This window comes from Riemerella anatipestifer (assembly GCF_035666175.1).
GTDB lineage: Bacteria > Bacteroidota > Bacteroidia > Flavobacteriales > Weeksellaceae > Riemerella > Riemerella anatipestifer_D.
Genome location: NZ_CP142016.1, coordinates 2,195,080 through 2,221,835, shown reverse-complemented (window position 1 = coordinate 2,221,835; position 26,756 = coordinate 2,195,080). Strand labels below are relative to the sequence as shown.

General features: G+C 34.2%; 29 protein-coding genes and 3 tRNA genes. 18 read left to right on the top strand and 14 right to left on the bottom strand.

What is annotated here, in order from left to right:
- Window positions 1-4: 4 nt before the first annotated feature.
- On the bottom strand, window positions 5-547 hold the full coding sequence (locus VIX88_RS11155) for an IS1096 element passenger TnpR family protein (RefSeq protein WP_064970107.1): 543 nt from the start codon (window positions 545-547) through the stop codon (window positions 5-7).
- A 254-nt stretch (window positions 548-801) separates the two neighbouring features.
- Between VIX88_RS11155 and pheS the strand changes: the two genes are divergently transcribed.
- Window positions 802-1,812 (top strand): phenylalanine--tRNA ligase subunit alpha, encoded by a 1,011-nt coding sequence (gene pheS / locus VIX88_RS11150; RefSeq protein ID WP_064970106.1) that lies wholly within the window; start codon window positions 802-804, stop codon window positions 1,810-1,812.
- 45 nt (window positions 1,813-1,857) lie between these two features.
- Here the strand turns inward: pheS and VIX88_RS11145 are convergent, their stop codons facing one another.
- Window positions 1,858-2,553, bottom strand: coding sequence for an ABC transporter ATP-binding protein (locus tag VIX88_RS11145; protein WP_004919589.1), 696 nt, complete (start codon window positions 2,551-2,553; stop codon window positions 1,858-1,860).
- 105 nt (window positions 2,554-2,658) lie between these two features.
- On the opposite strand from VIX88_RS11145, the gene VIX88_RS11140 reads away from it, so the two are divergent.
- Window positions 2,659-3,537 carry an IS982-like element ISRa1 family transposase gene (locus tag VIX88_RS11140; protein ID WP_214193766.1) on the top strand — a complete coding sequence of 293 codons (879 nt, stop codon included), beginning with the start codon at window positions 2,659-2,661 and terminating at the stop codon, window positions 3,535-3,537.
- Window positions 3,538-3,577: 40 nt separating this feature from the next.
- Here VIX88_RS11140 and VIX88_RS11135 read toward each other — a convergent pair whose 3' ends face one another.
- Window positions 3,578-5,329, bottom strand: coding sequence for an ABC transporter ATP-binding protein (locus VIX88_RS11135; protein ID WP_004919590.1), 1,752 nt, complete (start codon window positions 5,327-5,329; stop codon window positions 3,578-3,580).
- A 21-nt stretch (window positions 5,330-5,350) separates the two neighbouring features.
- Entirely contained in the window at window positions 5,351-6,091 is a 741-nt protein-coding gene (truA, locus tag VIX88_RS11130) for a tRNA pseudouridine(38-40) synthase TruA (RefSeq protein WP_064970105.1), read from the bottom strand.
- A gap of 86 nt (window positions 6,092-6,177) precedes the next feature.
- Between truA and VIX88_RS11125 the strand changes: the two genes are divergently transcribed.
- Genes VIX88_RS11125 through VIX88_RS11115 form a run of 3 tightly spaced genes read left to right on the top strand, consistent with a single transcriptional unit; the run spans window position 6,178 to window position 8,020 of the window.
- Complete coding sequence (locus tag VIX88_RS11125; protein WP_064970104.1) at window positions 6,178-6,672, top strand: metallophosphoesterase family protein; 495 nt, start codon at window positions 6,178-6,180, stop codon at window positions 6,670-6,672.
- Window positions 6,669-7,166 carry a Smr/MutS family protein gene (locus VIX88_RS11120; RefSeq protein WP_109475519.1) on the top strand — a complete coding sequence of 166 codons (498 nt, stop codon included), beginning with the start codon at window positions 6,669-6,671 and terminating at the stop codon, window positions 7,164-7,166. Before VIX88_RS11125 ends, VIX88_RS11120 begins: the two co-directional genes overlap by 4 nt.
- A gap of 32 nt (window positions 7,167-7,198) precedes the next feature.
- Window positions 7,199-8,020 carry a flavin reductase family protein gene (locus tag VIX88_RS11115; protein WP_214193879.1) on the top strand — a complete coding sequence of 274 codons (822 nt, stop codon included), beginning with the start codon at window positions 7,199-7,201 and terminating at the stop codon, window positions 8,018-8,020.
- Between the two features lie 150 nt (window positions 8,021-8,170).
- Here VIX88_RS11115 and cysK read toward each other — a convergent pair whose 3' ends face one another.
- The 5 genes from cysK to VIX88_RS11090 all read right to left on the bottom strand — a co-directional run bounded on the left by cysK (window position 8,171) and on the right by VIX88_RS11090 (window position 12,520).
- Window positions 8,171-9,082 carry a cysteine synthase A gene (gene cysK / locus VIX88_RS11110; protein ID WP_214193878.1) on the bottom strand — a complete coding sequence of 304 codons (912 nt, stop codon included), beginning with the start codon at window positions 9,080-9,082 and terminating at the stop codon, window positions 8,171-8,173.
- A 33-nt stretch (window positions 9,083-9,115) separates the two neighbouring features.
- On the bottom strand, window positions 9,116-9,955 hold the full coding sequence (locus tag VIX88_RS11105; RefSeq protein ID WP_004919602.1) for a serine O-acetyltransferase: 840 nt from the start codon (window positions 9,953-9,955) through the stop codon (window positions 9,116-9,118).
- Window positions 9,956-10,625: 670 nt separating this feature from the next.
- Window positions 10,626-11,174: an L-threonylcarbamoyladenylate synthase gene (locus VIX88_RS11100; RefSeq protein WP_154469429.1), complete on the bottom strand. Its 549-nt coding sequence runs from the start codon at window positions 11,172-11,174 to the stop codon at window positions 10,626-10,628.
- A gap of 20 nt (window positions 11,175-11,194) precedes the next feature.
- Entirely contained in the window at window positions 11,195-11,521 is a 327-nt protein-coding gene (gene gldC / locus VIX88_RS11095; RefSeq protein WP_004919606.1) for a gliding motility protein GldC, read from the bottom strand.
- 30 nt (window positions 11,522-11,551) lie between these two features.
- Window positions 11,552-12,520 carry a gliding motility protein GldB gene (locus tag VIX88_RS11090; protein WP_161399249.1) on the bottom strand — a complete coding sequence of 323 codons (969 nt, stop codon included), beginning with the start codon at window positions 12,518-12,520 and terminating at the stop codon, window positions 11,552-11,554.
- A 115-nt stretch (window positions 12,521-12,635) separates the two neighbouring features.
- Between VIX88_RS11090 and nadE the strand changes: the two genes are divergently transcribed.
- The gene (gene nadE, locus VIX88_RS11085; RefSeq protein WP_222535090.1) at window positions 12,636-13,427 is read left to right on the top strand and encodes an NAD(+) synthase; all 792 of its coding nucleotides are present in this window, start codon (window positions 12,636-12,638) and stop codon (window positions 13,425-13,427) included.
- Between the two features lie 229 nt (window positions 13,428-13,656).
- Window positions 13,657-14,535 carry an IS982-like element ISRa1 family transposase gene (locus tag VIX88_RS11080; protein WP_004918508.1) on the top strand — a complete coding sequence of 293 codons (879 nt, stop codon included), beginning with the start codon at window positions 13,657-13,659 and terminating at the stop codon, window positions 14,533-14,535.
- A 91-nt stretch (window positions 14,536-14,626) separates the two neighbouring features.
- Here the strand turns inward: VIX88_RS11080 and VIX88_RS11075 are convergent, their stop codons facing one another.
- Window positions 14,627-15,046, bottom strand: a complete 420-nt coding sequence (locus VIX88_RS11075) for a DUF2147 domain-containing protein (RefSeq protein ID WP_038693982.1) — start codon at window positions 15,044-15,046, stop codon at window positions 14,627-14,629.
- A 120-nt stretch (window positions 15,047-15,166) separates the two neighbouring features.
- Window positions 15,167-17,098, bottom strand: a complete 1,932-nt coding sequence (locus tag VIX88_RS11070; protein WP_064971199.1) for an LTA synthase family protein — start codon at window positions 17,096-17,098, stop codon at window positions 15,167-15,169.
- Between the two features lie 175 nt (window positions 17,099-17,273).
- Here VIX88_RS11070 and VIX88_RS11065 point away from each other — a divergent pair, with 175 nt between their 5' ends.
- Window positions 17,274-17,660, top strand: a complete 387-nt coding sequence (locus VIX88_RS11065; RefSeq protein WP_064971198.1) for an START-like domain-containing protein — start codon at window positions 17,274-17,276, stop codon at window positions 17,658-17,660.
- Window positions 17,661-17,730: 70 nt separating this feature from the next.
- Window positions 17,731-18,546 carry an aminotransferase class IV gene (locus VIX88_RS11060; protein WP_064971197.1) on the top strand — a complete coding sequence of 272 codons (816 nt, stop codon included), beginning with the start codon at window positions 17,731-17,733 and terminating at the stop codon, window positions 18,544-18,546.
- Between the two features lie 25 nt (window positions 18,547-18,571).
- Here the strand turns inward: VIX88_RS11060 and VIX88_RS11055 are convergent, their stop codons facing one another.
- The gene (locus VIX88_RS11055) at window positions 18,572-19,570 is read right to left on the bottom strand and encodes an N-acetylmuramoyl-L-alanine amidase (RefSeq protein WP_064971196.1); all 999 of its coding nucleotides are present in this window, start codon (window positions 19,568-19,570) and stop codon (window positions 18,572-18,574) included.
- Window positions 19,571-19,716: 146 nt separating this feature from the next.
- Here VIX88_RS11055 and VIX88_RS11050 point away from each other — a divergent pair.
- From VIX88_RS11050 to VIX88_RS11025, 6 genes are all read left to right on the top strand, one after another.
- Window positions 19,717-19,801 (top strand) — tRNA-Ser (locus VIX88_RS11050).
- A 19-nt stretch (window positions 19,802-19,820) separates the two neighbouring features.
- Window positions 19,821-19,895: transfer RNA gene (locus VIX88_RS11045), tRNA-Pro, on the top strand.
- 37 nt (window positions 19,896-19,932) lie between these two features.
- Window positions 19,933-20,006 (top strand) — tRNA-Arg (locus VIX88_RS11040).
- Between the two features lie 260 nt (window positions 20,007-20,266).
- Window positions 20,267-20,518, top strand: a complete 252-nt coding sequence (locus VIX88_RS11035; protein ID WP_127919836.1) for a hypothetical protein — start codon at window positions 20,267-20,269, stop codon at window positions 20,516-20,518.
- 64 nt (window positions 20,519-20,582) lie between these two features.
- Window positions 20,583-21,461, top strand: coding sequence for an IS982-like element ISRa1 family transposase (locus tag VIX88_RS11030; RefSeq protein WP_004918508.1), 879 nt, complete (start codon window positions 20,583-20,585; stop codon window positions 21,459-21,461).
- Window positions 21,462-21,541: 80 nt separating this feature from the next.
- The gene (locus tag VIX88_RS11025; protein ID WP_064971309.1) at window positions 21,542-22,138 is read left to right on the top strand and encodes a WYL domain-containing protein; all 597 of its coding nucleotides are present in this window, start codon (window positions 21,542-21,544) and stop codon (window positions 22,136-22,138) included.
- Here the strand turns inward: VIX88_RS11025 and VIX88_RS11020 are convergent, their stop codons facing one another.
- Window positions 22,139-22,882: a hypothetical protein gene (locus VIX88_RS11020; RefSeq protein WP_127919837.1), complete on the bottom strand. Its 744-nt coding sequence runs from the start codon at window positions 22,880-22,882 to the stop codon at window positions 22,139-22,141.
- Window positions 22,883-22,957: 75 nt separating this feature from the next.
- Complete coding sequence (locus VIX88_RS11015) at window positions 22,958-23,836, bottom strand: IS982-like element ISRa1 family transposase (protein WP_127919822.1); 879 nt, start codon at window positions 23,834-23,836, stop codon at window positions 22,958-22,960.
- Between the two features lie 133 nt (window positions 23,837-23,969).
- Between VIX88_RS11015 and VIX88_RS11010 the strand changes: the two genes are divergently transcribed.
- From VIX88_RS11010 to VIX88_RS11000, 3 genes are read left to right on the top strand one after another with little or no spacing between them, the layout of a single operon-like run.
- Window positions 23,970-25,232 carry a mechanosensitive ion channel family protein gene (locus VIX88_RS11010; RefSeq protein WP_064971275.1) on the top strand — a complete coding sequence of 421 codons (1,263 nt, stop codon included), beginning with the start codon at window positions 23,970-23,972 and terminating at the stop codon, window positions 25,230-25,232.
- Window positions 25,233-25,257: 25 nt separating this feature from the next.
- Window positions 25,258-25,977: a pyridoxine 5'-phosphate synthase gene (locus VIX88_RS11005; RefSeq protein WP_064971276.1), complete on the top strand. Its 720-nt coding sequence runs from the start codon at window positions 25,258-25,260 to the stop codon at window positions 25,975-25,977.
- Window positions 25,971-26,756 (top strand): alpha/beta fold hydrolase, encoded by a 786-nt coding sequence (locus VIX88_RS11000; RefSeq protein ID WP_064971277.1) that lies wholly within the window; start codon window positions 25,971-25,973, stop codon window positions 26,754-26,756. Before VIX88_RS11005 ends, VIX88_RS11000 begins: the two co-directional genes overlap by 7 nt.

The window sequence follows — 26,756 nt, the reverse complement described above, 5'->3', positions numbered from 1 at the left end:
TTATTTAATCTTCATCGTCATAATACTCATCACTAAAATCATCAGCAAAGCCTTCATCATCATCAAAATCGTTTTCAAAACTATCGAAGTCGTCAAAATCATCACTCATCATAGTAGGTGATGGTTTTGATGAAGTATTTTTGCTAGGAGCCTTTAGTGGCATATTACCGTATCTAAATACAGTTATAGGGTAGTTTACTGCAGGTTTTTCTTTTATCACTTCTAAAAGTTCACAATAGAATTCCCACAGGTCTATAAAACCGTATTTGAATAGCATTTTGCTACCCTTCTCTGGAAAAGCCTCTGTGATGTATACATCGGACATGATTTCTCCATCTCCATCATCAGACATATCCTCTAGTGGTATCGCATTGAGCTCCGTCCATTCGTCATCAGAAAAGTAAAATGAAGACAACTCGTCTCCCTGAAGACTGAACGCACTTTTGATACCATTATGCAAATTCCACAAGGTTTGCTTTCCTCTCACCTCAATGTCTCTAAAAACATTATCCTTCGTGTCTAAAATAACTCTGATTTTATAAACCATAACCTTAAATTCTGCTTAAATTCGTTTCTTTAGAAATTTGCCGCAAATATAAAACAAATGATATTCGAAGTAAATTTTTTTATTAGTTTTTTTTTCTTAATAAGAAAAACACCATAAACAACTATTTTACAGCAAGTTAAAAATTTCATATTTTTAAATTATCCGTCCATTTTATGGGCTAGAGATTATCTAACAGCTAATCTTTTAAGTTTAGTAGGAAAACCTTATTTTTGCACCCAAATAGAAAACAAAGAATGTTAGAACACATCGAAACATATCTACAAGAGGTAAAACAATTTCAGTCTTCAAATAAAGATGAAATAGAACAGTTCAGGATAAAATTTAACGGTAAAAAAGGAATTTTAAACGCCATCTTTGATGAGTTTAAACAAGTTCCGAACGAACAAAAAAAAGCTTTTGGACAAAAAATAAATGTTCTAAAACAAGCTGTTGCCGAAAAACTAGAAGAGCTTAAAAATACAACTGCCTCTAATATTGTAGTAGAAAAAAAAGATTTAACTCGCCCTGGGTATCCTTTGGAACTGGGGAGCAGACACCCTATCAATTTAGTAAAAAATAGGATTATTGAGATATTTAAGTCCATCGGGTTTGCGGTATCAGACGGTCCTGAAATAGAGGACGACTGGCACAACTTTACTGCCCTTAATCTGCCTGAGTACCACCCTGCTAGAGATATGCAGGACACCTTTTTCATAGAGCAAAATCCTGATATTCTCCTTAGAACACATACCTCATCTGTGCAGATAAGACATATGGAGCAAAATGAACCTCCTATGCGTATTCTATCACCAGGTAGAGTATTTAGAAATGAAGCTATTTCTTCTCGTTCGCATTGTATTTTCCACCAGATAGAAGGTCTTTATATTGATGAAAAGGTGAGTTTTGCGGATTTAAAGCAAACCATACAGTTTTTCACTACGGAGCTTTTTGGAAAGTCTAAAATTAGAATGAGACCGTCTTATTTCCCATTCACCGAGCCAAGTGCGGAGGTTGATGTTTATTGGGGGCTTAACTCCGAAACAGACTACCGAATTACTAAAGGTACAGGTTGGTTAGAAATTATGGGCTGTGGTATGGTAGACCCTGCCGTACTTAAAAATGTAAATATAGACCCTGACAAATACAGTGGCTATGCTTTTGGTATGGGAATAGAGCGAATTGTAATGCTTCTCTACCAAATGAGCGACATTCGTATGTTCTTTGAGAACGATGTAAGAATGCTAGAACAGTTTAAAACGCTATAAGTAGCAAAAAAGGAAACTTAAAATTTTAAGTTTCCTTTTTTATTTTTAATGGGTATATGCTGCAAAGGCTTCTTCTAAGGAAGCATACTTGCCTTTGAACTCTTCTATTGGAGAATCTTGCATAATGTTGCCCTTGTGTATCAGTATCACTCTACTGCACAACGCCTCCACCTCCTGCATAATATGTGTAGATAGAATAACCGTTTTTTTACGCCCTATTTCTTTAATCACTTCTCGTATCTCTAAAATTTGGTTAGGGTCTAGTCCGTTTGTTGGCTCGTCTAAAATTAGCAAATCTGGCTGGTGGATAATAGCTTGAGCTAAACCTACCCTCTGCTTATATCCTTTGGATAATTGCCCTATTTTCTTAGACTTTTCTGGTGTTATTCCTACTAAATCTATCACTTCATCTATCCTTTGTTTAGATATGTGATGAATATCTGCCACCAATTCCAAATATTCTCGTACATACATTTCCGTATAAAGCGGGTTATTTTCTGGTAAAAAGCCTATCTTTTTCTTAGCATCTAATGTTCCTACTGACAAAGAAGTTCCATTGAAAGAAATTTCCCCTTCCTCTATATCCAAAACACCAGAAATGGTTTTCATTAAAGTAGATTTGCCTGCCCCATTAGGTCCTAACAAACCTATAATTTCATTTTTTTGTATGGTAAGGTTAATTTGGTTTAATGCGACCTGCTCCCCAAACTTTTTAGTAAGATTTACAATATCCAAAATCATATATAAACAATATCAGTAACCCGTTGTGCATTATGAAATGAAAAAAACAAGAGTTGTTTATTAGACTGAAAATCAGTATATTGTTTTTGCTATAAAACGATATAAATGAACAACATAGAGCAAATATATGAAAGAATTTTGGAAGTTTTAGGACTTTTTTCAGAAAATCAACTGATTAGTTATCAGAGAAGAACACCTAAAATGAGCGATTTAGAAGTCATAAGTCTTAATATTACTGCTGAATACTTGAGTATTGATAGCGAATTACAGTTATTTAGAAAATTGCCAAACTCTCTGATAAACAAAATTGAAAGAAGTGTTTACAATAAGCGAAAACGAAGACTATCCCTACAAACAGAGCAAATTAGACAGCGTATTTCGATGGAGTTCAATGAGTTTGAAGATATTTTTATCGTTGATAGCATGCCAATGAAAGTTTGTGAAAACGCTCGTTCTACTCGTTCAAAAATTTGTAAAGAGCAATCCTATTCTTCACCAACATATGGTTATTGTGCTTCACAGAAATTATATTTCTATGGCTATAAACTACACGCAGTATGTTCTTTAAATGGTGTGATTAAGAATTTTGATATAAGCCCTGCATCCGTTCACGACATCCACTATTTAAAAGATATTGGTGAGCAAATGCGAAACTGTACTTTAATTGGAGATAGAGGCTATTTATCAGCAAAAGTTCAAATAGATTTATTTAACTATGCTAATATTAAATTAGATACACCAATGAGAAGTAATCAGAAAGATTATATTCCTCAATTTTCATTGTACAAGAAAAAGCGAAAACGAATTGAGATATTTTTCTCTCAACTTTGCGACCAATTTATGATTAAAAGAAACTATGCTAAAACTTTTGAAGGCTTTAAAACAAGGATAATCAGTAAAATAACCGCCGCAACGGTTATTCAATATATCAATAAATTTATCTTCCAAAGAAAATTAAATCATCTAAAAATCAGTATTATTTAAAATGCACAACGAGTTATCAGTAACAAATGTACAAAAATAACTATTCTTTCTTCGTCCCAAGTTGAGATTGGTACAACAAAGCATAATAACCATTGAGAGCCAACAATTCCTGATGTGTCCCTTCTTCTACTATTTTACCTTTATCCATTACTAGAATTTTGTCCGCCTTCTCTATGGTAGAAAGCCTGTGAGCAATGATAATAGAAGTTCTATTTTTAGTAATTTTCTCCGTAGCTTTTTGAATCAATTTTTCACTTTCGTGGTCTATGGAAGAAGTGGCTTCATCAAGAATAAGAATTTTAGGATTAGAAAGATACGCCCTTAAAAAAGAAAGTAGTTGGCGTTGCCCCAAAGAAATAGACGCTCCTCGCTCATTTACCACATAATGATAGCCATTAGGCAAACTTTCTATAAAATCGTCCACCTCTATTTCTTTTGCTATGGTTTTAATCTGCTCCAGAGTAATGGTTTCGTCTCCGAAGGTTAAATTTTCGTAAATGCTTCCGTGAAACAAGAAAACATCTTGCAATACTACTCCTATATGTTGTCTTAAACTATACAAATCATAATCTCTAAGGTCTTTGCCATCTAGTAAAATTTGCCCAGAACTTACATCATAAAAACGAGTAATAAGATTGATGATAGTAGATTTCCCTGCCCCTGTAGCTCCTACAATCGCCACAGTTTCTCCTTGATTTACTTTAAAATCAATCCCTTTAAGCACTTCCTGTTTATCATCATAAGAGAAACGCACCGCCTTAAAGTCTATCTCTCCTTTAATATCTGTAATGATTTCTTTCCCTTCATTAGGCATTGCTTCGTCTTGATCCATAATACCCAAAACCCTCTCTGCTCCTACCAACCCTCTTTGGATATTGTTAAAACGGTCGGCAATTTGGCGTAGCGGTCTTATCAGCATATTTACAAACTGTATAAACGCTATCACTTCCCCAGGCGTAGCATTTTGATTATACAAAGCATTATAACCCGCATAGAACAAAATAAGCCCAATGAACAATGAAGTAATAAGTTCTACCACAGGGAAGAACAAGGAAAAATAAAATACTGTCTTTAGTAATGCTTTTTTAAGACTTGCATTGATGGATTCAAACTTTTCAAACTCGGCATCTTGCCTATTAAATACTTGAATAATAGACATACCCGAAAGCCTTTCTTGTACAAATGAATTTTGCGTAGCCGTCCATTGTCTTTCATCACCAAACGATTGTTTGAGTTTCTTTTGAAAAAAGCGAGTGATGAGTACCATAATTGGCAATATCGCTAACGCCACAAAACTCAACTGAACATTCACATTAAACATCGCTACCAGCACCATCACTATTCTTAACACATCTCCAAAGACCATTAGAAAGCCATCTGTATAGACCGTTGCTATGGTTTCTACATCTCCCACTGCACGAGTAACTAATTGCCCAATAGCCGTTTTATCAAAAAATGAAGTCTTGAAATAAATCAGTTTATGGTAGAGTTTTTCTCTTATATCTCTCATCACATTTTGAGAAATATAATTGGATAAAAACACCAACAAAAAATTAAGAATAGTCTCCGCAATCACCAAACCAACTAACCAATAGATACTCTGCATCAAAAGCGTAGTGCTTTTCAGCTGCATAATATCGTGGTCAACAATGTTTTTGGTGAGAATAGGACGATAGGTAGAAACCACCGCCAAGATAATAGATACCAATAACGCCAACAGAAACCATCGCCTAAAATTCATTCCGATGAAAAATAAGCGTTTAATAAGCATTCCTGTAGTTTGTTTCTTCATACCGTTTTAATTTCTAAAAATCTACTCCCAATTATACCCTACATCTACCAAAAATAAACCTTGTGCAGGAGCCGAAGTCCCTGCAGCATTTCTCTCTTTGGTTTCGATTACCTTTCTTAAATCTTGTGGTGCTATTTTGCCACTCCCTATATCCACCATCGTCCCTACGATAGCCCTCACCATATTTCGCAAAAATCTATTGGCAGAAATGGTAAACTTAAGCTCCGTACCCTCTTGCACCCAAAAAGCTTTATAAATTTCGCAGAGGTTGGTTTTAGTATCAGTATTTAGTTTAGAGAAACTTGTAAAATCGGTATATTCAAAAAGAATTTTGCAAGCCTCGTTCATCGCTTCTAAGTTTAGCGGACGCCTCCAATAGCCCCACGCCGAATTTTGCGTAAACGGATTTTTCTCTAACGAAATATAATATTCGTAAGTTCTGTAAGTAGCATCAAACCTTGCGTGAAAATCATCAGATACTCTAAACAATCGTTTCACCGAAATATCTAGTGGCAAAAAACTATTGAGCCTTTTAGGCAATAGCTCTTCTTCTAAAATTAAATCTGTATCAAAATGAGCAAACATTTTCTTTGCGTGTACGCCCGTATCGGTACGCCCTGCTCCTGTGGTTTTTATTTCTTCTCTTAAAATGGTAGAAAGTGCCTGCTCCAAGGTTTCTTGCACAGAAATCTGCTTAGGTTGTATCTGATAACCAAAATATTTTTCGCCGTTGTAAGAAAATTCTATGCAATATCTTGACACTTGTATCTTATTTTTAGACCACAAAAATCGGAAAATATATTGACTTATAATCCCTATAATTAAAAGAAATCTTATAAATTAGCCCCGTGAAACAGATATTACTTCTTTCGGATACACATTCTTACCTTGACCAGCGTATTTTAGACTATGCTAAAAATGCAGACGAAATTTGGCATTGTGGCGATTTTGGAAATATGGAGGTGGTGGAAACTCTAGAAAAAACAAAACCTCTAAAGGGAGTTTATGGCAACATAGATGGTACCGAAATAAGAAAGATTTTCCCTGAAGTATTAAGGTTTAAATGTGAAGAAGTAGAAGTTCTGATGATTCACATTGGTGGTTACCCTAACAGATATAGCCCTCTAGCGAGAAAAGAAATTCTAGAAAAAACACCTCAACTATTCATTAGTGGGCATTCGCATATTCTAAAAGCGATGTACGACCAAAAACACCAGCTCCTACACCTCAACCCTGGAGCCGCAGGTACTCAAGGGTGGCACCAAGTGCGAACTATGATACGTTTTAAGATTGATGGAGCAGAAATCAAAGATTTGGAAGTGATAGAACTCGGTAAAAGATGAAAATAGGAGATAATGTTTCTGTAATTGATGATGACTTGTGGGGCATCGTTACTTCTATACACGGCAACGAGGTAGTTTTCCGAGACGAATACCATTTTACCCATCGCTATCCTAAACATTTGCTCACTTTAAGAGATGCCTCTCTGTATGAACAAACGCCTATTGTACGAAAACAAGAAGCCAATCAAACCTCTAGACCTCCTAGAAAGAAAAATCAGCATTTGATATTAGACCTTCATTTTGACCAATTGGTAAACAACCCTGACCATTACGATAGTTTTGAACGACTATTTATCCAAAAACAAAAACTAGAGGAAACCCTAGACTTTTGTAAACTCAATAAGATAAAAAAATTGGAAATAGTTCACGGCATTGGAGATGGCGTTTTGCAAAAGTTAGTCTTTGATACCCTCAAAGGTAAAACTAATATTGAATTTGAAGAAAGTGATTTTTTCTATCATCAATCGGGCTCGGTTATGGTTAATTTCATTTAGAGTTTGTATTTTTACGCTTTAAATCAAAGTAAATGAAATCCATCAATCCAAAAGAACTTCCTCCGTTCGAGGTTCAGATGCTACTGCAATACGCCATTGCTCCTAGACCCATTGCTTTGGCTTCTACCATAGACCAAAACGGCAACATCAATCTTTCGCCTTTCAGTTTCTTTAATCTTTTTAGTTCTAATCCGCCTATTGTGATTTTTTCTCCCTCTAGAAGAGTAAGGGATAACAGCACTAAAGATACTTTAGAGAATGTATTACAAGTTCCTGAAGTTAATATCGGTATCGTAAACTACCCCATCGTGCAACAAATGTCTCTTTCTTCTACGGAATACGATAAAAGCATCAATGAATTTGTGAAAGCGGGGTTTACAATGAAAGATGCCGACCTAATTGCCCCCAAACTCATAGAAGAATGCCCCGTAAACCTAGAATGTAAGGTCTTAGAAGTAAAACCTCTAGGCACAGAAGGTGGTGCAGGAAATTTGGTGATTTCGGAAGTGGTTAAAATACATATCCGAGAGGAATATCTAAACGAAAACGGCACACTAGACCAAGCCAAACTAGACCTAGTGGCGAGATTAGGAGGCAACTGGTATTCTAGAAACAATACGGACAACCTGTTTGAAGTGCCAAAACCCCTAGTAACTAAAGGGATTGGCATAGACCAACTGCCTTGTGAAATAAAAAACAGTAAAGTATTTACAGGGAATGATTTGGGAATGCTCGCTAATGTGGAACGACTGCCCAAAGGCAGCTATACCGATGATGAAGCCACTCATCTAAAGGCTCAACGCCTACTTACCGAAGCAAAAATAGAAGAAGCGTGGCAGTGTTTAGTCTATTAAGGTAAAAAAGCTATAATACTTAATAAAATCATTGTATTTTGAGAAAATAAAAAGCCACTTATCTATTAAAGTGGCTTTTTAATACAATTAAACTGATTACTCAATCCTAATTGTTCTGTTTATTTTTTTAACTTCGTATTACAACATCAGCTAAAATAAGCCTTCAACAGACCAATAACGCTCTCCTGTATCATAATTAAAGGTTAATATTCTACTTTCTTTAGGAACTGACTTAAGTAGTTGTGCAACAGCTGCCAAAGACGCTCCTGTAGATATACCTCCTAATATTCCTTCTAATTTTGCTAACTGCTGGGCATAATGAAATGCTTCTTCTTTAGAAACCTTTAGAACCCCATCTACATATTGCCCTTGATAAGTATCTGGCACAAATCCTGCCCCGATACCTTGTATAGGGTGCGGTCCTGGCTCACCTCCACTAAGTACAGGAGATGCTTCAGGTTCTACTGCATATACTTTTAGGTTAGGAAAATGCTCTTTTAATATCTTTGACACACCTGATATATGCCCTCCAGTCCCCACTCCCGTAACCAAGAAATCTAGTCCCTCTGGAAAAGATTTTAGTATCTCTTGAGCTGTTGTTTTGGTATGAACTAATGGATTTGCTGGGTTTTGGAATTGCTGTGGTATCCAATAATTGGGATTCTCGTCTGCCAATTCTTTCGCCTTTGCAATAGCTCCAGACATTCCTTTTTCTTTAGGGGTTAGCACTAGCTCTGCCCCGTATGCCGCCATTAGACGACGACGCTCAATACTCATAGATTCAGGCATTACTAATATCAGTTTATAGCCTTTTACTGCAGCTACCAACGCCAGCCCTACCCCTGTATTCCCAGAGGTTGGTTCTACGATAATGGTGTCTTTGGTAATGATACCTTTACTCTCTGCATCTTCAATCATCGCTAGAGCGATACGGTCTTTGATGCTTCCTCCAGGGTTATTTCGCTCCAGTTTGATGTAGACACTTGAGTGTTCCCCGAATAAACGGTTGATTTTGACTTCGGGTGTATTCCCAATCGTCTGAAGAATGTTTGTGTACGCCATAATTGTATTTATTTTAAGGTGATTTATTAGTATTTATATTACATAGTTAATGATAGGGGTTTCTACTACCTCAATGCCTTTTACGATAATTTGGCTTTTATGAAAGACTTTGGTGTAGGGTTCAATACTGTGGGTAAGCCATACGTTGCCTCCCACGATACTATGATGCCCCACAACAGTATCGCCACCGAGTATGGTAGCTCCCGAATAGATGACTACTTCATCTTCAATCGTGGGGTGCCTTTTGGTGTTCGCCTTATCAAGGGAAACGGAAAGCGCCCCCAATGTTACGCCTTGGTATATCTTAACCCTGTTCCCTATGATGGTGGTTTCTCCTATTACGATTCCTGTGCCGTGGTCAATCATAAAATTCTCTCCTATTTGGGCTCCAGGGTGAATGTCTATCCCCGTACGGCTGTGCGCATATTCGGTTAAGATACGAGGTAGTAATGGGACTCCTTGCAGCCACAGCTCACGAGCCAAACGGTATATTGCTATGGCAAAAAAACCAGGATAGGTAACCTGTACTTCTCTAACGGAAGTCGCTGCAGGGTCGTTAGAAGCAAAATAATGGGCATCTTTCATCAATTTTTGGTAAACCTCTGGTAATATTTCTTCAAAAAAATGTTCTACCTCTATATTCCTTTCTTTTTCTCCACAAAAGGCTGTAATAATGGCTTCAAATTCGTTTTTTAATTGCCCATAATGGGCTTCAAGGCTAAGCCTTGAGAAGCATATATCTTCTTCCGTAAGAAATAAAAAGCGAAATATACGCTCGGCAAAATCTTCGATACGCTGTTTGTTTACGTAATGTTTTATCTGCCTACTTTGTGAGTAGAGTATCTCCACCAACCGACTATTGCTAGTATCCATAATTTTTATTTTTCCATTAAAAAAAAAAGCCACTACCTATTTTGGCAGTGACTTTCTAATAATTCTATGTTATATCTTACTCAACTATACAACGAAACGCACACACTGCCTATCTAAACTTGCAGTGTAGCACATACTTTTCGCTATTTGGTTTGTTAAAATCATACTTTCTCTAATGATGGGACAAATATAGAATTTTAATTTCGTAAAAAAAATTTTGGAGTGTATTTTTTTGAATATTATAGTGAGAAAAAGCTAAAATTGATATAGAATCTTATGTTTTAAAACTTTTTTGGAACGACGATAGCCCTTTTTATTTTCTGTTTTTTCTACTTATATGAGTGGTTTTTATCTTCCTACAAATTATTTTTTTGAATTATTATCAATTTTATAGACAAAAACTGTTCATTCTTCTATTCCTCAAAGCCGTTTTTGTGTTCCTCACTGCCATTCTTCTATTCCTCACCGTCGTTTTTATATTCTTACAGTCCATTTTTGTGTTCCTACACGACTTTTTTCTAACGCCTAAGGTACTTTTAGGTTAAAAACTGAAGCATTATTTTTTATTAACCCCTAAAGGTTGGCGTTTTGGGATTGAAAAAGGGCTCTTATAAGTTTTTTTATGCTTTTTTAGAAGCGACGGGATTTTTTTAATTATTGTGTAAATGGCTTACTCTCTCAAGACTTTTATTCTGTTGTCTTTCCATATTCTAATGACCGAAGACCCCGCCCATTGAGACACTTTATCCTTTTGTTCTTCTACCACAATATCTACGGCGTTTATGAGTTCGGGGCTAATATCCGAAAATTGCATCGGACTTTTATCTCCACTAAAGTTCGCCGATGTGGAAACCAAAGGGGCGTTGAGCTTACCAATGAGTTTTTGACAAAAAGCGTCTTTTACGAGCCTAATTCCTATGCTGCCGTCCTCTGCCAAGAGTTCTTTGGGTAAGCCTTTGGGAGCATCGTAGATTATCGTAACGGGTTTTTCGCTAAGGTCTATAATTTCCCACGCCATTTCTGGTACTTCTACCAAATCTTGCAGTCTTTTTTCGGTATCCACCAAAATAATGAGGGATTTATGTGGCTCTCTTTTTTTGATTTTGTAAATCTTTTGTATGGCTTCTGGGTTTGTGGCGTCGCAACCTAGCCCCCAAATGGTGTCCGTAGGGTAAAGCACTGTTCCCCCAGACTTTAAAACTTCTACTATCTCTTGCATTGGGTTAATTTTTTAAAACGCTACATTTTAATGGCTGATTTTACGGCAAATTCTTCCGCTTTCTCTTCTAGCCATTGGGCAACATCGTCTTCCCCTGTAGCTCTCTGGTAAGTGTGCCCCAAAGAAACTAATATCTGGTGGAAAAAACGTTTCATATGATCCACGGGCATATCTTTAGTCCAGAGGTCTATTCTAAGTGCTTCCATCGTTTTGTCGTCCCAAACAGAAATCATTGTGGCTTTGGTTTCTTGAGCTTCTATCCCGCCATCTTGGGCGTGCCAAGTCATTTTCTCTGGAATATGGTTTTCGTCTAGCTCTACATTTACTGTTATCTGTGTTTTTCTCATAATCTATCTTTAATTTTTTTTAATTGTATGCTACTTACCTTGATATTTGGATTGGTTAAAAATCTCCTCGCCCTTCATATTCAAGAATTGAGGAAGTGGTGTTTCTGGCTTTTCTTTAAAGAACTTTCTGCCAATCTCCCACCCTGTATAAACGCCCACTCTAGGCGAAGACTCGTTATCTACTTCTGTATAAAACTTAGAGAATGGTGCGGGTGCTAAAAATCTCCCCGAAAGCTGCATATCGTCGCTAAACAACAAATCGTTTTCTACAAAAAAGTTCCAAATGTTACTTTTGTTTTGAGTCGCCCACTCGTATTGTTTAGGTGTGTAGCCTATCTTTAAATAATCGGCTGTGTTGGGTAACAGAGCGTCTTGTAAAAGCATTAGTTTTCCTTCGTACATCATTTTGTCTATGAATTTTTGTTCGCTCCTATCCATCGGCACGATGTGTTCCGACAACGCTAAAGCAGCTTTAGGTAATAAGTTTTGAGGGTTCATAGAAACTTGTAAATACTGATTAACCCCTATATAATAGCGGTTGCCCTCCCCCATAAAGGCGGCAATATCTATAAAGAGCCAATTTTTTTCGGCGTGATAAAAGACGGGAACTTCCACGTCTTGCACAGCAGAAGAATAAAGGTAAACCACAGGCGTTTTGAATTGAGGAAAATAGTGCTGCACGCGTGCAAAGAGTTCGCTCAAACCTTTTTCTAACTCTGGCACATTCACTTTTTTGAGGGCTTCTTTGTAGATGTTTATCTCCAAGGTGTCTTTTCTTCTTAGCATAAAATCTTCATCGGAAACCGTCCCTTGAAACCAAGGGTATTCCTTCTTAAAATCTTCCAAAGAGTAATTTTCATCGTAAAACTGATGAGAAATATCTACGGTTTTTACCTTAGGTAAAGGTGCCTTGAGGTCTATATTCCAGCCTTTGTCTTCCTTTTGGCAAGAAACTAACACTCCAAGTAATAGGATTAACCAACTAATGTGTTTCATCATTGTTCTAAAGATTTTTCTAAGTCGCAAAAGTAATCATTTTTAAACGCTTATTTTAGTCCATAATCCAAAAACTTCTGTATTTTTACGCTTCTAATTTTAAATACCACAAAAAGCTATGCAAACAGATAAAGTAATTCAGCACATTGTAAATTGGTTAAAAGATTACGCCCAAAAAGCTAATGCAAAAGGCTATGTGGTGGGAGTTTCTGGCGGTGTAGATTCTGGAGTAGTTTCTACACTATGTGCGATGACGGGACTTAAAACCCTACTACTAGAAATGCCCATTAGACAACAGCAAGACCAAGTGAGCCGTGCGTGGGAACATATAGAAGACCTCAAAAAACGCTTTCCTGATAATGTGGAAACAATGAGCGTAAACCTCACTCCTGCTTTTGAGGAGCTTTATAAGACCTTTAATGTCCAAGATGACCTCTACCCTAACGAAAAATTGGCTTTTGCTAATACCAGAAGTAGATTAAGAATGCTTACGCTCTACTATTACGGACAAATTAACGGACTCCTCGTGTGTGGTACAGGCAACAAGGTGGAAGATTTTGGGATTGGTTTCTACACCAAATATGGCGATGGTGGCGTAGATGTTTCTCCAATCGCTGACCTTTACAAAACGGAGGTTTACCACCTTTCTAAAGCCTTGAATCTCGTGAAAAGTATCCAAGAGGCAATTCCTACCGATGGGCTTTGGGATACAGACAGAACCGATGAGCAACAAATAGGAGCTACCTACCCAGAACTTGAAAAAATACAGAAAGAATACCCTACCAAAACCCTAGAAGATTACACAGGAAGAGACCGAGAAGTCTATACCATATTTGACCGAATGCACAAAGCAGCTCAACACAAAATGAACCCAATCCCTATATGTGATATTCCTGAAGAGTGGAGGTAATAAAGTAATAACTAAAGATAACCAATTAAAACAAATCGGAATCAAAAACTTAGAGTTTTTGATTCCGATTTTATTATATCCTTTACCTATCAGAAATAATGATGTAACATCACCACTTCCGTTTATGTAAGTATTATTATTTACCCGTTGTGCATTATGAAATGAAAAAAACAAGAGTTGTTTATTAGACTGAAAATAAGTATATTGTTTTTGCTATAAAACGATATAAATGAACAACTTAGAGCAAATATATGAAAGAATTTTGGAAGTTTTAGGACTTTTTTCAGAAAATCAACTGATTAGTTATCAGAGAAGAACACCTAAAATGAGCGATTTAGAAGTCATAAGTCTTAATATTACTGCTGAATACTTGAGTATTGATAGCGAATTACAGTTATTTAGAAAATTGCCAAACTCTCTGATAAACAAAATTGAAAGAAGTGTTTACAATAAGCGAAAACGAAGACTATCCCTACAAACAGAGCAAATTAGACAGCGTATTTCGATGGAGTTCAATGAGTTTGAAGATATTTTTATCGTTGATAGCATGCCAATGAAAGTTTGTGAAAATGCTCGTTCTACTCGTTCAAAAATTTGTAAAGAGCAATCCTATTCTTCACCAACATATGGTTATTGTGCTTCACAGAAATTATATTTCTATGGCTATAAACTACACGCAGTATGTTCTTTAAATGGTGTGATTAAGAATTTTGATATAAGCCCTGCATCCGTTCACGACATCCACTATTTAAAAGATATTGGTGAGCAAATGCGAAACTGTACTTTAATTGGAGATAGAGGCTATTTATCAGCAAAAGTTCAAATAGATTTATTTAACTATGCTAATATTAAATTAGATACACCAATGAGAAGTAATCAGAAAGATTATATTCCTCAATTTTCATTGTACAAGAAAAAGCGAAAACGAATTGAGACATTTTTCTCTCAACTTTGCGACCAATTTATGATTAAAAGAAACTATGCTAAAACTTTTGAAGGCTTTAAAACAAGGATAATCAGTAAAATAACCGCCGCAACGGTTATTCAATATATCAATAAATTTATCTTCCAAAGAAAATTAAATCATCTAAAAATCAGTATTATTTAAAATGCACAACGAGTTTTTCAAATTACAATCATATAAAAAATAAAACAGAGAGGAATCCTCTCTGTTTTTATTTTACATCTATTTATCTTTTTTAATCTACTTTATGCCAAACTTGGGTACGTCCAGCTATAGAGATACCTATATAACCTCTTACATTTAACTTATTACCTTCCCTTTCGATAGAACATTTGTAAACCTTACCGTTTTTAGGGTTAGTAATAGTTCCTCCATCAAAGGTATTACCATCTTTTTTGATGCCTCTAATCACTTCCATTCCCAAAATAGGTTTTCCTTTTCTATCGTCTTTACACAAAGAGCAGTTAGGGTCAGCAGGCTTAATAAGTAGCTGTACTACTTTGCCATAGTATTTTCCGTCAGACTTCTTGAAAATTTCTACAATAGATTTAGCTTGCCCTGTTTCATCATCAATAGTTTTCCATTTTCCTTCTATTTGAGCATAAGACATCACACTAAACATTAGAGCCATAGTGGCAAACATTAATTTTTTCATAGCTTTATTAAATTTAAATATGGGTTAAAGATATAAAATTTAATTAAACAAACAATATACCACACCATTTTTACATTTATAAAACAATGTTTTAGATTATTAAAAAAAATTAAACGCTGTTTAATTTAACTTTCTGTTGATAACCCTATACATATAGTCTTGATACCACGCCATACAGAGTTTTTTGCCATAATCCACCTCGGGTTTATTGATGCTTTTTATAAGGTTATTCCCTAAACCTAAATCAGTTTTATTATAAACACCTATAATGTCTTTACCATTAAAAAGGTAAATATAATTACCAATGATAAATTGTTCTTGTATTCCGTCCGAATTTATAATAATAGCTTCTTCATTTTTAGGAGAAACTAAACTCCTTCCCCAACTTCTTATAGGCTTGTTATAAGCTATTATATCGGCTAATGTAGGGTAGATATCAGACTGTTGTGCCAACCTTTCATCTATTCCTCTGAGATTATATTTAGGGTTAGGAGAATAGAAAATGAGAGGAAGTGCAAAGCGGTTCATTGCCTTTTCGTACTCTGGATAAAAAGGCTGATTGGTATGGTCTCCCGTAATTACAAAAATGGTATTTTGAAACCAAGGCTGTTTTTTAGACGTTTCAAAGTATTTTTTTATAGCATAATCGGTGTATTGTATAGGTTCGTGCATTGGGATATGCCCTTTTTTAAATTTTCCGTTGTATTTTTCAGGGATTTTAAAAGGGTGATGAGACGATGCCGTGAATACGGTTGCCATAAAAGGTTTTTCTAGACTTTTTTGACACACATTTTTAGCGAAATACTGTAAAAAAGGTTCGTCCCAAATTGCCCACATACCATCAAAGTCATCATCATTATTATATTCGGTTTTGCCATAATATTTTTGAAACCCAAGAATATTCCCAAATCCCAAAAAGCCCATGGAACCATTAGGAGCTCCATGATAGAAGGAAGTATCATATCCCAATTCATTACACACAGATACAATAGATTGTATTTTTTGATTAGAATATGGAGAGCTTGTAAAAGCATCTTTCAAACTTGGGATACCTGCCAAAATACTACTCATACCGTGTATAGATTGCCTTCCGTTAGCGAAAGCATTAGTAAAAATAAGACTTCCTTTAGCTAAGCTATCTATAAAAGGAGTGTACGAAACATAGTCTTTGATTTTACTAGAACTATTAAATGCACCAGAATATTCTTTACCAAAACTTTCTACAATAAAAATCACAATATTTGGTCTTTCTTTAGGCACATCTCTTTGGTATAATTTATAAGGTTTTATGTGCTCTTTAATAAATTTTTCCTCCACGAAATGAACCTCTTTAAAATTGTTAGAACCTAAAGTTCTCAAAAACGAAAAGGTACTATTAAGCACAACATTAGCATGAATTGGATTCTCTGTATGTCTATTAGCATCTACCAAGTTGATAGGTCGGGTACTATGTTTAAAATCGCCTCTTATACCACCTACCGTAAGTGTAGCCACTATACACAAAATTACCACAGAGCCTATAAAATAAGGTAGTAACTTTCGAGGTTTTTGGTAAGATATACTTACCTTTTTGTAAAGCCAAACCCACTCCGTTAATAGAGTAACAAACAATAAAGGAATTAAAGGATTTTCTATTAATGAAACACCAAATACTTTTAAAATATTAGACTCGTGTTCTACCACATCTAGCACAGCAGAGGTTAGTCTAGATTGACTAAACCGGTAATAGATAAAGTCGCCAAAATTCATAGAATAAGCAATACCATTGGTAACAAAATATACCCAAAAGAGTAATTTTTGATATCCTCTTCTAGTATTGATAGTGAGTGGAATAAGACTTAATAGTATAAATAACGAATTAACATACAATATTGCCGTAGTATCAAACGCGGTACCGTAATATGCCAATTTAAAGTATTGGGACAAGCTATCGATTTTTATTAAATCTTTATTGAAAATCCAGAATAGAAATCTAGCAATTTGAAAGAAAATAAATACCAGTAAAACTCTATATAATAAAACCAATATTTCTCTTATGCGGAGATGTTTCATGTTTATTTACGAATTGAATAATGTTTGCAAATTTATGAAAAACGAAAGTACTGCATCATATAGTCCTCAGTAATAACCTAAAAAAAATCATAAATCCAAAAATTCCGTCCCTAAAAATCGTTTTTGTCCAAAAATAATTTCTATATTGCGAGACTTTATAATAAGACGATATATTATGGCGAAACATAAGGTAACTTACGAGTTTGCAATGCATTGCTTATCAGAGATTTTGTATGAATATCTAGCGACTGCGGAAGGTTTAGCGGAGTGGTTTGCTGATGAGGTAGAAGAGAGAGGAGATGATTTTTATTTCAGTTGGGGCGGTGGTCCTGCTGAAAAGGCGACGCTTATAAGATATAAGCCTGAAAGTTTTGTTCGTTTTAGATGGGAAGAAGATGAAGGTACTAAGAGTTTCTTCGAAATGTCTATTGTGATAGATGAAATAACGGAAGACCTATCTCTTAACATTACAGACTTTTGCGAAAAAGGAGATGAGGAAGAAAACCGTCTTTATTGGGAAAACCTTGTAGAAAACCTAAAAATAAAACTAGGTGCAGCTTAGTTTTTGATACTTAACAAATTACAATGAGTGATTTTTATCGTTCATTTTTTCTTTATTAAAATAGAACAACATGTATTTAGATGGCAACTTACTTTCTCAGGAACAATCATTAGCCTACGCTAATAGAGCTTTTATGAACGGAGACGCTGTAAAAGTTTACTTTTTTTTCAAAAATAAAAAAGTGATTTTAGCAGAAGATGTTTATTTCTTTCTGATGTCTTCTATGAGAAAAATGAGAATGAACATTCCATTAAGTTTTACTTTAGAATTTTTCACAGACATTTTTTCTCAAGCTATCCAAAATCTTCCATTCGATAATGGTTATATTAAAGTGTTAGCATTTAGAAAAATAGAAGATACTTTTTCCGCTAAAACTCCAGTTCATTTTGTTTACGAAATGGTTAGAGAGGACAGCTTATTTCAAATAAATAAAAATATAGAGCTGGACATTATTAAGGAAATAAGTGTTAATACACATATTTTAAGCAATATACACACCCATTGTCCAGAAAATATTTATGCTGAAATTTACGCCCAAGAGAATGATTTGGACGATGTTATTCTGCTCAATCCTAGTAAGCGTATTGCTAGAAGTATTTATGGCAATCTTTTGTTTTTAGAAGGCAATACTATTAAAGTTCCTAAGCAAACGGAAGGGGCATATATTTCCCCATTGATGGAAAGCTTTATTACCTATGTTCATAAAAATCGTTTAGCGGAAATAGAGCAAGTGGAAATGATTGCTTTTGAAAGTCAAAAAGCTGATGAAATTTTAATGATTTCTGACGAAAAGGGTATTTTCTCAGTAAATAAAATCAGAAATAAAGAATTTCCTAACTCTCGTTTTTCAGAAATGATAGAAAAATGGAATTTGACTTTGGTTTAAATCAAAGTCAAATTCCATTATAGTCTTACTTACCAGAGTACTTCACTATAAGAGCTTGTAATATAGCCCAAGTTTCTGCATCTAAAACACCATCGCATTTCTCTGGACGAAAGTGGTACTGGAAAGCTTCTATAACCTTTTGAGAAGGTTTATCCCAAGTTCCAGTAGGAGTAATGTCATACCCAAAACTTCTTAAAGTATTTTGCACTTTTGAAATAAAAGTAGAGTTGTTATAATTAAAATCTAAATCGCTTAAAGCAGTTTCATAAAAATTTTGCTTGGTAGTTGCATCATACCACATTCCTAGATTATACTCATCATAGAGGCGTTTCCAAGGGAAAAATGGACCTGGGTCTTGCTTTCTAGTTGGAGCAATATCAGAGTGAGCTAAAATTTGGGTTGGAGGAATATTATAACGCTCTACAATATCTTTTGCCAAAGCGGCTACTTTCTTAAACTGATGTTCAGGAAATGGATAAAATACTTTTTCCCCTGCTGTACCAACAGTATAACCTTTATTAACAATTTCTATCCCTATGGAATTATCATTCATCTCGGTGATATTTCTCCAAAAGCTAATACCTGCATGGTAGGCTCTTTTATTCTCATCAACAAGTTGCCAAATGTCATCGTCAGGCAAATCACTTACAAGATAGTGAGCACTCACACCTCTTTGGGTAAGCACTCGTACTGATGTTTCGTTATCAAGAGCTGTATAATGAAGAATAAGAAAACGCTGCCTAAAATTCTGAGCTACAGATGGGAAATTCTCATAATTCACCTTATAGCCTTTAGGTTTAGCCGTAACTACAGAACCATAACTAATAGTATTATCGTTTTTTGTAATATCACTAATATTAGTTTTATAATAAAAATCTCCCTTAGTAGATTGCTCCACTTTAGGTTTTTGAGGTGTACTTACTACTTTTGAATCTAATTTTGGTTGAGGTGCAACTATTTTTTGCTGAGTGCTACAAGAAGTCACCACAGCACCTAAACTTATAATAAACAAAATATTACGCATTATTCACTTTTATTTTTAAAATTGACTGCCAAAGATAGTGATAAAAATTTTAGATTTTTTTTGCATTTTATTTGGAGGTTTCAAAAAAACGCTCTATATTTGCACTCGCAATTACAGAACAGAAGCACTTAAAATAACAACGAAAAGGAGGGTTGCCGGAGTGGTTAACGGAGCAGTTTGCTAAACTGTCGACTCGCAAGGGTCGCATGGGTTCGAATCCCATACCCTCCGCAACTCAGAGAATAATATTCGGGGCGTAGCGTAGTCCGGTCATCGCGCCTGGTTTGGGACCAGGAGGTCGTAGGTTCGAATCCTGCCGCCCCGACAATGTTTTTCGGAATTTTACACTAAAAATTCTAAATGGGTGCGTAGCTCAGCTGGATAGAGCATCTGCCTTCTAAGCAGACGGTCCCAGGTTCGAATCCTGGCGCGCTCACAGAAACCTCACTTTTTCAAGTGAGGTTTTTTGTTTTTTATTCATTAAACAAACTCATAAATTTGTTTTTTTGATTAGAATCTTATTTATTGTTATCTGTTTATGACGAAATTGCTATTTTTTTAGGTGTAAGAAAGTAGAATCATATAACAAGAACTTTATAATAGGAAAATTACTTTTGTAAAAAATGTATTTTTGTTAATAGAAACTTATCATATTTATCTTTTTGAAATTTAATTATGGATAGAAAATTTTTAAGAATGATTTTTTTAGTAAGAACGGTACTCCGAGAAAATGGAAAACTTACTTCCTCTGAAATTCGTAAAAAGATAGAAAATTCTTTTAAAGCTTATAAAGATTGTGAACATTTGTATCTAGATACTTATCCTATTGATACTTTTGAAAAAGATAAAAGAGCTATTAGAGATGCGTGGAAGATAGATTTAGTTTGTAACAAAAGGAAATACACTATAGATATTGATTTAGAAAACCCGTTGTGCATTATGAAATGAAAAAAACAAGAGTTGTTTATTAGACTGAAAATCAGTATATTGTTTTTGCTATAAAACGATATAAATGAACAACTTAGAGCAAATATATGAAAGAATTTTGGAAGTTTTAGGACTTTTTTCAGAAAATCAACTGATTAGTTATCAGAGAAGAACACCTAAAATGAGCGATTTAGAAGTCATAAGTCTTAATATTACTGCTGAATACTTGAGTATTGATAGCGAATTACAGTTATTTAGAAAATTGCCAAACTCTCTGATAAACAAAATTGAAAGAAGTGTTTACAATAAGCGAAAACGAAGACTATCCCTACAAACAGAGCAAATTAGACAGCGTATTTCGATGGAGTTCAATGAGTTTGAAGATATTTTTATCGTTGATAGCATGCCAATGAAAGTTTGTGAAAATGCTCGTTCTACTCGTTCAAAAATTTGTAAAGAGCAATCCTATTCTTCACCAACATATGGTTATTGTGCTTCACAGAAATTATATTTCTATGGCTATAAACTACACGCAGTATGTTCTTTAAATGGTGTGATTAAGAATTTTGATATAAGCCCTGCATCCGTTCACGACATCCACTATTTAAAAGATATTGGTGAGCAAATGCGAAACTGTACTTTAATTGGAGATAGAGGCTATTTATCAGCAAAAGTTCAAATAGATTTATTTAACTATGCTAATATTAAATTAGATACACCAATGAGAAGTAATCAGAAAGATTATATTCCTCAATTTTCATTGTACAAGAAAAAGCGAAAACGAATTGAGACATTTTTCTCTCAACTTTGCGACCAATTTATGATTAAAAGAAACTATGCTAAAACTTTTGAAGGCTTTAAAACAAGGATAATCAGTAAAATAACCGCCGCAACGGTTATTCAATATATCAATAAATTTATCTTCCAAAGAAAATTAAATCATCTAAAAATCAGTATTATTTAAAATGCACAACGAGTTTAGAAAGTGTTTTTCAAAATGATTTGCTCAATTCTGCTATTTTCTTATCCTCTCTTAATACCGATATGCTTTTGCCCAGATTTGTATTACCAGAAACTCGGAAAAACACAGGATTAGAGCATTTTCATTCTATTTCACAAGCAATAGAGAAACATTTAGAAGTCAATATTTCCTATTTTGACTATAGTACAGAGAAAATAAAAATAAAAACCATTCAGCCTTATTTATTAAAACAGAAAGATTTTAAATGGTATGTACTAGCTGTAGATAACTCAACCCCCGAAATTCAATTTAAAAGTTATGCATTAGAACGAATAGGAGAAATAACTACAGGGAAAAAGTTCAAATCTCAGGTGATAGATTTTCAAACACCCTACAGAGATGCACTAGGAATGTTTACCAATGGCGAAGCGGAAAGAATTATTCTTCAATATGACCACAGAGATGGGCATTACCTAAAAGCTAACCCATTACATAATTCTCAAAAAGTAGTTTCAGAAGATGATAAAACCATTACTTTTGAATTTTTTGTTAAACCTAACGAAGATTTACTAATGGAGCTAATGAAAAGAAGTTGGTCCGTAAAGATTATTGAACCAACTTCCTTAAAATGTAAAATGATTTCTCTATGGAAAGATGCTTTGAATCGGAATTTAAGTTAGCTAGTTTTCAGTATTCCATTTAGTTAAAAATGGAATTTGATTCTTAAACCAATGATTGGAAAGTATAAATTTTTTACTAATTTCATCTTGTTTGCCTATTCTTTCTAAAAGTAAATTCTCAGGAGAATAATATCTCTGCTTCCCTTTATCATCATAAATATCCTTTTCTGTACGAAATTCCTTAAGTACACTGTAACCAATTCCAAAGCATAATTTACAATAGGTCTCATCTAATAATTTTAACAACACCTCGTCAGAGATTGTATTTATCTTATTAGAAAAAATTTTTTGAGCGAGTTTTCCTGGTTTAATTTCCTCAAACGGTTTTAGAATATCCTCTTCAGTGATTACATCTGCATCAATTTCTATTTCTTCATCAATTAATGGAACTATTTCTTGAAACTCATTATTGTCATATTTTCTATGGCAATCAAAACATAAAATTTTTATAACTTTATCATATGGTGTATGTGCTTCAATAAATCTTTTTTCAAAATCGTTTAAATCAACCTTTATATAGTTATCACCTAGACTACAACTCATATCATCTAAAATACTTTTTATAATTACTGGTCTTTCACTTCCTTTTATATGAGCTGCTTGTAATCTTGAACGATTTTTACACTTAGGTGAAGAACAAGTTCTATTCTTTTTAACTTTCCTAGTTAATTTTTGAACCAAATTTCTTGTGTAGCCATCAATAAATTTTTTAAAATCTTCTATTGTTCCTTCGTAAGTAGCCATAAGCATTTTTTTTCAAGTTTACATTTTCCTATTTAAAAATACAAATAAATAATTTTCTCTAACTCGTTGTGCATTTTAAATAATACTGATTTTTAGATGATTTAATTTTCTTTGGAAGATAAATTTATTGATATATTGAATAACCGTTGCGGCGGTTATTTTACTGATTATCCTTGTTTTAAAGCCTTCAAAAGTTTTAGCATAGTTTCTTTTAATCATAAATTGGTCGCAAAGTTGAGAGAAAAATGTCTCAATTCGTTTTCGCTTTTTCTTGTACAATGAAAATTGAGGAATATAATCTTTCTGATTACTTCTCATTGGTGTATCTAATTTAATATTAGCATAGTTAAATAAATCTATTTGAACTTTTGCTGATAAATAGCCTCTATCTCCAATTAAAGTACAGTTTCGCATTTGCTCACCAATATCTTTTAAATAGTGGATGTCGTGAACGGATGCAGGGCTTATATCAAAATTCTTAATCACACCATTTAAAGAACATACTGCGTGTAGTTTATAGCCATAGAAATATAATTTCTGTGAAGCACAATAACCATATGTTGGTGAAGAATAGGATTGCTCTTTACAAATTTTTGAACGAGTAGAACGAGCGTTTTCACAAACTTTCATTGGCATGCTATCAACGATAAAAATATCTTCAAACTCATTGAACTCCATCGAAATACGTTGTCTAATTTGCTCTGTTTGTAGGGATAGTCTTCGTTTTCGCTTATTGTAAACACTTCTTTCAATTTTGTTTATCAGAGAGTTTGGCAATTTTCTAAATAACTGTAATTCGCTATCAATACTCAAGTATTCAGCAGTAATATTAAGACTTATGACTTCTAAATCGCTCATTTTAGGTGTTCTTCTCTGATAACTAATCAGTTGATTTTCTGAAAAAAGTCCTAAAACTTCCAAAATTCTTTCATATATTTGCTCTATGTTGTTCATTTATATCGTTTTATAGCAAAAACAATATACTGATTTTCAGTCTAATAAACAACTCTTGTTTTTTTCATTTCATAATGCACAACGGGTATATTTAGTACCATCTAAACAAACCTATTTTCTTATTTTTGCCAATATGAATGAGGAAATAAAAGACACCAAAGATTTTTTACAAAAAATAAGTGATCAAATTCATTTTTGGATAAAGGCAGAGATGCCTGATGGAATTATTTTGTTGTGTCAAATAGCGGCAAAACTATTCTTACTTTTAGTGATTTTGGTTGCCTTGGATTTTTTATTTAAAATTTCATTTAACGCCTTATTTTTAGTTTTTAGAAAGTACACACAAAAACCAATTCTTAGAGCTTTTTATGAGAGTAAAATTTTAAATTCGGTAGCTCATTTTTTTGCTATTAGAATTACTCAGGAAATGATTTATTCTATTTTCTATAGACACCCTAAAAGTCATAGTATTTTAGAAACATTCTTTTCGTTAATGTTTGTACTAGCGTTTGCTATACTGTATTTTAGGTTGCTTAAAACCACCGAAAAATATTATGTTTTTAAAGGTGACTTTTATCGAATTACAGGTATTAGAGCCGTTACACAATCCCTCAAAATATTAGGTTATATTATATTTATTTTTGTAGGAGTTTCGGTGCTATTTCATATCAAAGCGTCTACTATTTTAGGTAGTTTAGGGGCAATGACGGCGGTGATACTTCTTGTCTTTAGAGATACTATTTTGGGTTTTGTTACAGGTATTCATGTGTCTACCTCTAGAAATCTAAAAGTAGGTGATTGGATAGGAATTCCGAAGTATAACATTGAAGGTACAATAGAAGACATTAACCTATTGACGACAAAGATTCAGAATTTTGACAAAACAGTATCTACCATACCTACTTACGATTTGCTTTCTACAGAGATTAAGAATCTTCAGATAATGTCAGAAACCAATACTAGGAGAATAAAAAAAGCTATTATTTTCAATATTAAATCATTTAAGTTTATAGATGATGAAATGATGGCGAAGTTGTCTAAAATTAACCTAGTTAAAGACTATTTAGAAGAAAAAAATGCTAAAATTTCAGAAGCAAAAAAGAGAATTGCTAACTCTTCTGAGATTATCAATGGGCCACAACTTACCAATATTGGTACATTTAGAGTGTACGCTCTTAATTATTTAAAAAATAATGATAATATAGAACAAGAAAGTCCGCTGATGGTAAGACAGTTAGAAATTACAGCCCAAGGACTTCCTTTGGAAATTTATTGTTTTACCAATAATTCTAAGTGGGAAAATTACGAGCAGATACAAGCAGATATTTTTGACCATCTTCTCGTGGCGGCACAGGTGTTTGATTTGGAGGTAATGCAAGTCAGTATCAAGGTATAATGTTAAATATCAATAATATAAAATAATGACAAAACTAAGCGTAAATATAAATAAAATAGCCACTCTTAGAAATGCTAGAGGTGGCGATGTGCCGAGTGTAACTCAGGTGGCGATAGATGCTCAAAAATTTGGGGCACAAGGGATTACTATACACCCAAGACCAGATGAAAGACATATTACTAGAAAAGATGTGTACGATTTAAAACCACTGGTAACCACTGAGTTTAATATTGAAGGGAATCCTCATCGTCCGTTTATAGATATGGTATTAGAGGTAAGGCCAGAGCAGGTAACATTGGTACCAGATGCAGATGATGCCATTACTTCTAATGCGGGGTGGGATTGTAAAATGCATTTAGATTTTCTAAAAAATATTATAGCCGAATTTAAAGCAGAAGGGATAAGAACTTCTATCTTTTTAGACCCTAATCCAGAGATGGTAAAATATGCAGCGGAGACAGGTGCGGATAGGATAGAACTCTACACAGAGGCTTATGCCAAAGGTTATACTAAAAATAGAGAACAAGCCATATTACCTTATATCAAAACAGCAGAAGAAGCGATAAATAACGGTTTGGGAATCAATGCGGGGCACGATTTGAGTTTAGAAAACTTAAAATATTTTTCAGATAAAATACCTAACTTGTTAGAGGTTTCTATTGGGCATGCACTCATCTCGGAAGCTCTTTATTTGGGACTAGAAAATACAATTCAAAGTTACCTTAAAAGATTAGCAAAATGGTAAATCAAACAGAAATATTACATTCTAAAATATATGGCGGAGAGTTATCAGCAACACCTCTTTTAGTATTTCATGGTTTATTTGGAATGTTAGATAATTGGGGTGGCTTTGGGAGAGATTTTGGGGAGGTAATGCCAACCCATTTGATAGATTTAAGAAATCATGGCAAGAGTTTTCATTCCGAAAATATGTCTCATGATGATTTGGCAGAGGATATCCTTAATTATATGTCTGCTCATAATTTACAGAAAGTAAATCTCTTAGGGCATTCTCTCGGAGGGAAAGCGGTGATGCAGTTTGCCGTAAAATATCCCGAAAAAGTGGAGCGACTTATTGTGGTAGATATAGCTCCTAAATCTTATCCGCCACATCATCAAGGAATTATTAAGGCATTACAAACAGTAGATTTTGATACCGTGAGTACACGCCAAGAGGTGGAGGAACATTTGGCTCAATACATCAAAGAAAAACCAGTAATACAGTTCTTAGCTAAAAACCTCTATTGGACGGAGGCTAAAAAACTTAATTGGAGGTTTAATTTGGCTACTTTAGCAGAAAAATATGGTGATTTTGTGGGGAATGCTATTAAATTTGGTGTATTTGAGGGAGAAACGCTTTTCATTGGAGGGGCTTTGTCTAATTATATTTTGCCTCAAGATGAATTCTTGATAAAACAACAATTTCCAAAGGCTAAGATTATTAAAATTTCTAATGCAGGACATTGGGTACAAGCCGAAAATCCTAAAGACTTTGCCGCTGTGGTTAAGGAATTTTTAGTTTAA